Here is a 7,230-nt window from a genome sequence, read left to right on the forward strand (position 1 = left end):
GGTCAGGGGCGGACGGCGTGCCGGGAGACGATCAGCCGCAGGAGGCGGGCCGGGGGCGGGCCGGTCTCCTCGACCTCCTCGACGCAGGCGTCGTCCAGGTCCGGGACGGCTCGCAGCACCGGCTGGCGCACCCGTTCGATCATTTGTTCCACCCGCTGCATGGCCAGCATGCCGGCCATCAGGAGGAGCGGAAATCCCAGCACAACCGCCACCGATCCGGCCACCACGTCCCCCGGCCCCCATCGACAACACGGAAAGTTCCGATGTGATCCCTTTCCGTTATCTCGCTATCGGTCCTACCCGTGGTCGCGGGGCATTCACTTCCTGCCGCCGACTTCGTACCCAGAGGGTGAGTACCGCCGCGGACGCCGGACAGTGGTGGCTGGCGGCGGTATCATTACCGGGCCCAGCCGGGCGCCGATCGTAAAGCGGTGCCTGTCACCATGTCTGTTATGCCGAGGTCCGCCGTGACGCAGTCGGCCGGCTCGGGTGGCCCCCCGATGAGCGGGCACCGCCACAGGCCCTGGTCGGTCGGGCGGGCCGTGCCGAGCGACGCCGAGCTGTGGACGCGGACGCGGATGCTGGTCGAGCAGATCGAGGTCGCCCAGGCGGAGATCGTCCTGCACCGGGCGGCCTACGAGCGGGCCACCGAGGAGGAGACGGCGGACCGCCCGTGGCTGCGCAGCCCGGTGGAACGTCTCTCGATCGCCCGGATCGCCCGCGCGCTGGCCGCGGAGCTGGCCGCGGTGGGACGCTTCCGGGTGTGGGCCGAGGAGCTCCACTACTTGCAGGAAGAAGCCCGCGCCCGCGGGTGCGGGGCGGCCGGCTGACGGGATCGTGGGACCGGCTACGGCCGGGCCCGCGAGCGAGGGCATGCCGAGGGCCTTACACCGAGGGCTTCACGTGGCGGAGGGCCCCACATGGAGGGGCCCACGTTGAGGGCTTCACACTGAGGGCCCGGTACGGGGCCCTCACACGGAGGCTGCGAGGTCCTCCAGCAGCCGGCGGGCCCGCGTCGCCCCGGTGAGGTTGCCCTTCTTCTCGTAGCAGGCGACCGCGGCGTCGACCTTCGGCCGGACCAGGTCGCTCTGCCCGGTCCGGTGGAGCACCTCGGCGTAGGTCAGCCAGGCCTGCGCCTGCCCGTCCCAGTCGTCGGTCCGGCCGGCGAGGTCGCAGGCGGCCTCGGCGAACCGCACGGCCTCGACCTCCCGGTCCCGCCCCCGCATCGCGAGCAGTTTGGCGTGCACCCCGCACCAGCCCGCCTGGGCGGGCACCTGGTCGCCGGCGGCGGCGTCGCGGGAGCGCGACACGTAGGTGGCGGCCTCGTCCAGGCGCCCGAGCTTGACCAGGACGTCGGCGAGGGCCGCGGCACGGGTGGCCAGGTGCGCGCGCTCGCCCATCCGGGCCAGCCGGCGGCAGCTGCGCCGCAGCTCGTGCTCGGCCGTGTCGAGGTCGTCGGTGAGCAGGGCGATCCGGGCGACGACGAAGCCCCCGTACAGCGGGTCCCCGCGGGGGCTGCGCACGTCCCAGTCGATCGCCTCGGCCCGGATCAGGTGCTCCATGCCGGCGTCGACGTCCCCGGCCATCGTGTGCAGCAGCGCCAGCTGGGCGAGCAGGGAGCGGCGCAGGCCGCGGTCGTCGCCGACACCGGCCAGCGCCCGCTGCGCGCGCTCGATCGACTCGCCGACCGGCCGGGGAGCCAGGCTGAGCAGGTGGACGAGGTCGCGCCTGGTCGTCTGGACGTCGCGCAGCACCCCGGACTCCTCGGCGTGCCGGACGGCGGCCTGCATCGCCCGTTCCGCCAGGGCGTAGCAGCCGGCCGCCATGTAGGCGGCGGCCTGGCTGCGGCAGGCGAGCGCGGCGCCGACCTCGTCCCCGCTCTGCATGAAGATCGGTAACGCCCGGGTCGCCTCGCCGAGGGTCTCGGCGACCAGCCCCTCCGGGCTGGTGGCGAACATCAGCCGCAGGTGGGCGAGGCGGGCGTGGGCGCGCAGGCCGGCCTCGCCGATCCGGGTGGCCCGGTCGGTGGCCTGGCGCAGCATGCGTTCGGCGTCGCTGAAGCGGTCGAAGGAGTACAGCGCCCAGCCAAGGTCGATCTCGGCGCGTATCCGCAGCGGATCTGTCACTGGAAGTAGCTTGACCGCCCGTTTGAGGAGCCCGGCCGCTCCTGTCTCGTCGCCCTGGCGGACCCGGTCGGCGGCCTCGATCAGGCAGGTGGCGGCCTGCCGTCCCAGCTCCTCGGTCTCGGCGTCGCGCAGCCCGAGCGCGACCCGGTACCGGTAGGCCTGCTCCAGGTGATAGCCGACGAGCTCGTCGTGCTCGCCGGGCCGCCCGGCCATCCGGGTCTGCAGCCAGCTCGCGTACCCCTGGTGCAGGTCCGCCCGCTGCCGCTTCGACGTCGCCTGGTAGGCGCAGTCGCGCAGCAGGACGTGCAGGAACCGGAACGCCTCCACCCCGGGCAGGTCCGACCGGTCGGGATGGACCAGCTCCTTGCGGACCAGCGACAGGCAGTGCTCGGCGACCGCCGCCCGGTCCGCCGGGGCGGAGAGCTCCACCACCGCGTCCAGGTAGAAACGCTGCCCGACCACGGCGGCGCGCTCCAGGACCCGCCGCTCGTGGGCGTTGAGCCGGTCCAGCCGGGCGGCGAGCAGCGCGGAGATCGTCGGGGCGACCTGGACCGAGCCCAGGTTGCCGGTGGCGATCCAGCGGTCGCCCTCGCGGCGCAGCAGCCCGTCGTCGACGAGGGCCGCCAGCGTCTGCTCGACGAACAGCGGGTTGCCCGCGGCCGAGTCGGTGATGCGCGCGACCAGCGCCGGGTCGAGGTCGTTCGAGCCCATCAGGGTGCGGATCAGGCGCTGGCAGCGCTCCTCGCTCAGCGGCTGCAGCAGCATGGACGTGGCGTTGAGCTTGCCGCCGCCCCACGTCCGGCGTTCCTCGAGCAGTTCCGGCCGGGCCAGGCACAGCAGCAGGACCGGCGCTTCCCGGGACCAGTCGGCGACGTGTTCGATCAGGTCCAGCAGGGTCGGCTCGGCCCAGTGCACGTCGTCGAACCAGACGATCAGCGGACGTTTCTCGGCGAGCGCGGCGAGGAAGGTCCGTACCGCCCAGAAGCTCTCCTGCGCGCCGACCTCGGCGCCGCCGAGCCCGACCAGGGGTGCCAGCCCGTCCACCACGGCGGCGGCGTCCCCGGTGACGCCGCTGGTGACGTTACCGACCTCCTCCAGCAGCTCGCGCAGGCGGCGGCGGCCCTCGGGCGCGCTCTCGTCGGCGGACATCCCGGTCGCCTGCCGGACCATCTCCATCAGCGGCCAGTAGGTGATGCCCTCGCCGTAGGACAGGCAGCGCCCGGTGAGCACCGTCGCCCGCGGCGCCATCGCCTCACAGAACTCCCGGACCATCCGGGACTTCCCGATACCGGCCGGGCCGAGCAGGGTGAACAGGTGGCAGGTGCGTTCCTCGATCACCTGCTCGAGGGCGTCGTCGAGGCGGCGGCGCTCCCGGTCCCGGCCGATCACCGGGGCGGCGAAGCCCTCGGGCGCGAACCGCGCCCCCGGCCCGATCCCCGGGTGGGTCAGGTCGATCAGGCGGTGGGCCCGCAGCGGCGCCCGCTTGCCCTGGACGACCAGCGGCCCGACCGGTTCGGCGCGTACGTGCGGCCGGATCAGCCGCAGGGTGGCGTCCGCGATGAGGATCTCGTCGGGGGCGGCGGCCTCCTCCAGCCGGGACGCGACGTTGACGGCGTCCCCGGTGACACCGCCGCCCGTCCCGGGCCCGCCGACGGTGACCTCGCCGGTGTTGATGCCGATGCGGATGCGGAAGCGGAACCCCCAGTCACGCTCCAGGTCGGCGTTGAGCACGTCCATGCTGGCACGGATCTCGCAGGCCGCCCGGGCGGCCCGCAGCGCGTCGTCCTCGTGCAGGACGGGAATGCCGAAGACGGCGAACACGGCGTCCCCGATGAACTTCTCGACGCTGCCCCCGTGCGAGGAGATCACCTCGCGGGCGGCGCTGAAGAACCGCCACATGACCTGCTGCAGCGGCTCGGAGTCGAGCTGCTCACCGATGGCCGTGTAGCCGGTGACGTCGCAGAACAGGATCGTGACGGTCTTGCGGGCGCCGATCCCGAACGTGGGCTGGGGAGTACCGCAGGAGAAGCAGAAGCGTGCTTCGTCCTGATTGGCCTTTCCGCATGTCGGGCAGGCGACCATGTGCCGGATCGTAGGCCGGAGAACCGCCGTACGGGACAGGATGGCGATGTCAGTCGTTTCCGGTGATCGTGATCTGTCCCACAGTCGTGAGTGACGCGTCCCGACCCGGTCACTCCTGGTTCATGACAGTCGGAAAATCCCGGCCGGCGCCCGCCGGGCCGATCGTTCTTCCCGCGCGCCGCCGTGCCCCGCCGGCCGGCGCCCAGGCCGCGTCCGACGGATGTTCGACCGCGGGTGGCGCCCGGACGGCCACCCGCATCGACCAACATCCGTCTGACACGGCCTAAGCTGGACGGTGTGGCGGCTGGACATGCAGGACACGGGTGTCTAAGAGCCCATGCCGCAGCCCGTGCCCGAAGCGCAGCCCGTGCCCGAAGCGCAGCCCGTGCCGTCGCGGCGGTCGCGATGACGGCGCTCCTGCTGGCCGGCTGCGGGTCGGCCGGCAGCGACATCGAGATGTCCTCGCCGCGGGCCTCGGCCACGGGCCCCTCGGGCGGGCCGGGCGAACGTTCCGGGCCGCCGGCCGCGACCGGCGGGACGGGCGCCCCGGCCCCGGGCGCGCAGGACTCCCCGAAGGCGTCCGATCCCGCCGCGCCGGGCGGCCTCACCGATGCTCCGCCGGGTTCTGACTCGTCGCACTGGTCGCCCACGGTGTTCGTGGGTCAGCCATGCGTATCCGCGCGCGATGTCGCCCCGCGGCAGGCCATCAGCGGGCTGATCCTGTACTGCCAGCAGACGGACACGGGCCAGCCGCGCTGGGGGCTGGCCGGCCCGCCGCCGCCCGACCCGGCCGCTCCCGTGCCGAACGCCGAATGCACCGTCACCGACACCGGCCAGGTCGTCCAGGGGGCCAACGGACGTCCCGTGGTCTGCCTGCGCGATCCCGACGGCAACCTGCGCTGGGGCGACGTCTCCTAGGATCGCCGGCCGCCTCCCCGTCGCGGAAAGTGTCGCCAGCCATGGCATTCGCTGCGCAATGTCATGGTCCTGGCTCGCTCCGGCTTGTTGTTCCGGATTCCGCGCATCCGTACCAAGGATGGTTACCGGCGGGTAGCATGGGTATGAGTTACTGGCCAGTAGGAGTACGCCGGCCCCATCGGTGAGCACCGAGGCCGGCTCTTCCCCGGGAGACAGCCATGGGGCACTACAAGAGCAACCTCCGCGACATCGAGTTCAACCTGTTCGAGGTGCTGGATGTCGACAACACGCTCGGGCACGGCCCGTTCGCCGAGATGGACCGCGACACGGCCCACGAGGTACTCGCCGAACTCGACAGGCTGGCTACCGGCCCGATCGCCGAGTCGTTCACGGACGCGGACCGCAACCCCCCGGTCTTCGACGCCAGCACCGGCAGCGTCACCCTGCCGGAGTCGTTCAAGAAGTCCTACGCCCAGCTCATGGAAGGCCAGTGGTGGCGGCTGTTCGTGCCGCCGCACCTCGGGGGGATGGGCGCTCCGCCCTCGGTCGCCTGGGCCGCCTCGGAGCTCGTCCTCGGGGCCAACCCGGCGGTGTTCATGTACATGAGCGGGCCCACCTTCGCGGCGATCCTCGACCGGCTCGGCAATGCCGAGCAGAAGAACCTCGCCCGGCTCGCGATCGAGCGCCAGTGGGGCGCGACCATGGTCCTCACCGAGCCCGACGCCGGCTCGGACGTGGGAGCCGGGCGCGCCAGGGCGGTACCCCAGCCCGACGGCAGCTGGCACATCGAGGGCGTGAAGCGTTTCATCACCGGTGGTGACTGGGACGTACCGGAGAACATCTTCCACCTCACCCTGGCCCGACCGGTCGGCCACGGGCCGGGCACCAAGGGCCTGTCCCTGTTCCTGGTGCCGAAGTTCCTGGTGGACCCGAACACCGGCGAGCCCCGCGTGCGCAACGGCGTCTACGTCTCCAACGTCGAGAAGAAGATGGGGCTGAAGGTCTCCACCACCTGCGAACTGCGCTACGGCGAGCAGCAGCCCGCGGTCGGCTGGCTGGTCGGCGACGTCCACAACGGCATTGCCCAGATGTTCGAGGTCATCGAGTACGCCCGGATGATGGTGGGCACCAAGGCCATCGCGACGTTGTCCACCGGCTACCTCAACGCACTCGAGTTCGCCCGGACCCGGGTCCAGGGCGCCGACCTGACCCGGCTGATGGACAAGACCGCGCCGCGCGTCACGGTCATCCACCACCCGGACGTCCGGCGGATGCTGATGGTGCAGAAGGCGTACGCGGAAGGCATGCGGGCGCTTGTCCTGTACACCGCCACGATCCAGGACAGGATCGCCCTGGCGCAGGCGGCGGGCACCCGGGACGACCTCGCCGAACGGCTCAACGACCTGTTGCTGCCCATCGTCAAGGGCGTCGGCTCGGAACGGTCCTACGAGCTGCTCGCGACATCCCTCCAGGTCCTCGGCGGCTCCGGCTACCTGCAGGACTATCCGGTCGAGCAGTACATCCGGGACTCCAAGATCGACACCCTGTACGAGGGCACCACGTCCATCCAGGGGCAGGACTTCTTCTTCCGCAAGATCGTGCGGGACCGGAGCACGGCGCTGGGCACGCTGTTCGGCGAGATCCAGGCGTTCGCCAAGGGTGACGCCGGCGACGGCTCGCTGCGGCACGAACGGGAGGCCCTCGGCGTCGCGCTGGACAACGTCCAGTCGATGGTCGCCGCGCTGGTCGGCTTTCTCACCAGCGCGGCGGAGGATCCCCGCAACGTGTACAAGGTCGGCCTGAACACCACCCGGCTGTTGATGAGCGTCGGTGACCTCGTCATCGGCTGGCTGCTGCTGCGCCAGGCCGAGGCCGCGGAGAACGCGCTGGCGGCGCGGGGGACGGCGGGGACCCTGTCGGCGAAGGACCGGGCCTTCTACGCGGGCAAGGTGTCCGCGGCCCGCTGGTTCGCCGCGAACGTGCTGCCCGAGCTGTCCGCCCGGCTCGGCGTCCTGGCGGCCACCGACCTCGACCTGATGGACCTCCCCGAGGAGGCGTTCTGAGTGACCGGCAGCTGGTAGCCGGCTGACCGGTAGCCGGCTGG

At 72.2% G+C, this 7,230-nt stretch carries 5 protein-coding genes; 3 read left to right on the plus strand and 2 right to left on the minus strand.

Features of this window, described 5'->3' with window-relative positions; translation table 11 throughout:
• Positions 1-2: 2 nt before the first annotated feature.
• A complete protein-coding gene (locus AC5LUJ_RS08950) occupies positions 3-212 on the minus strand; it encodes a hypothetical protein (protein ID WP_250284511.1) in 210 nt (69 codons plus the stop codon).
• A gap of 288 nt (positions 213-500) precedes the next feature.
• Between AC5LUJ_RS08950 and AC5LUJ_RS08955 the strand changes: the two genes are divergently transcribed.
• On the plus strand, positions 501-830 hold the full coding sequence (locus tag AC5LUJ_RS08955; protein ID WP_250284509.1) for a hypothetical protein: 330 nt from the start codon (positions 501-503) through the stop codon (positions 828-830).
• 141 nt (positions 831-971) lie between these two features.
• On the opposite strand, the gene AC5LUJ_RS08960 is transcribed toward AC5LUJ_RS08955, so the two are convergent.
• Positions 972-4,208, minus strand: a complete 3,237-nt coding sequence (locus AC5LUJ_RS08960) for an AAA family ATPase (RefSeq protein WP_250284507.1) — start codon at positions 4,206-4,208, stop codon at positions 972-974.
• A 405-nt stretch (positions 4,209-4,613) separates the two neighbouring features.
• On the opposite strand from AC5LUJ_RS08960, the gene AC5LUJ_RS08965 reads away from it, so the two are divergent.
• Complete coding sequence (locus AC5LUJ_RS08965) at positions 4,614-5,126, plus strand: hypothetical protein (protein ID WP_250293012.1); 513 nt, start codon at positions 4,614-4,616, stop codon at positions 5,124-5,126.
• Positions 5,127-5,344: 218 nt separating this feature from the next.
• Positions 5,345-7,189: an acyl-CoA dehydrogenase gene (locus AC5LUJ_RS08970; protein WP_250284502.1), complete on the plus strand. Its 1,845-nt coding sequence runs from the start codon at positions 5,345-5,347 to the stop codon at positions 7,187-7,189.
• Positions 7,190-7,230 lie beyond the last annotated feature (41 nt).

It is taken from the genome of Protofrankia sp. CiP1_Cm_nod3 (assembly GCF_982290655.1).

Excerpts from the sequence above, each read along its gene's own strand:
- AC5LUJ_RS08955 (WP_250284509.1), top strand. The coding sequence starts at position 501 with ATGAGCGGGCACCGCCACAGGCCCTGGTCGGTCGGGCGGGCCGTGCCG.
- AC5LUJ_RS08960 (WP_250284507.1), bottom strand. The coding sequence starts at position 4,208 with ATGGTCGCCTGCCCGACATGCGGAAAGGCCAATCAGGACGAAGCACGC.
- AC5LUJ_RS08965 (WP_250293012.1), top strand. The coding sequence starts at position 4,614 with ATGACGGCGCTCCTGCTGGCCGGCTGCGGGTCGGCCGGCAGCGACATC.
- AC5LUJ_RS08970 (WP_250284502.1), top strand. The coding sequence starts at position 5,345 with ATGGGGCACTACAAGAGCAACCTCCGCGACATCGAGTTCAACCTGTTC.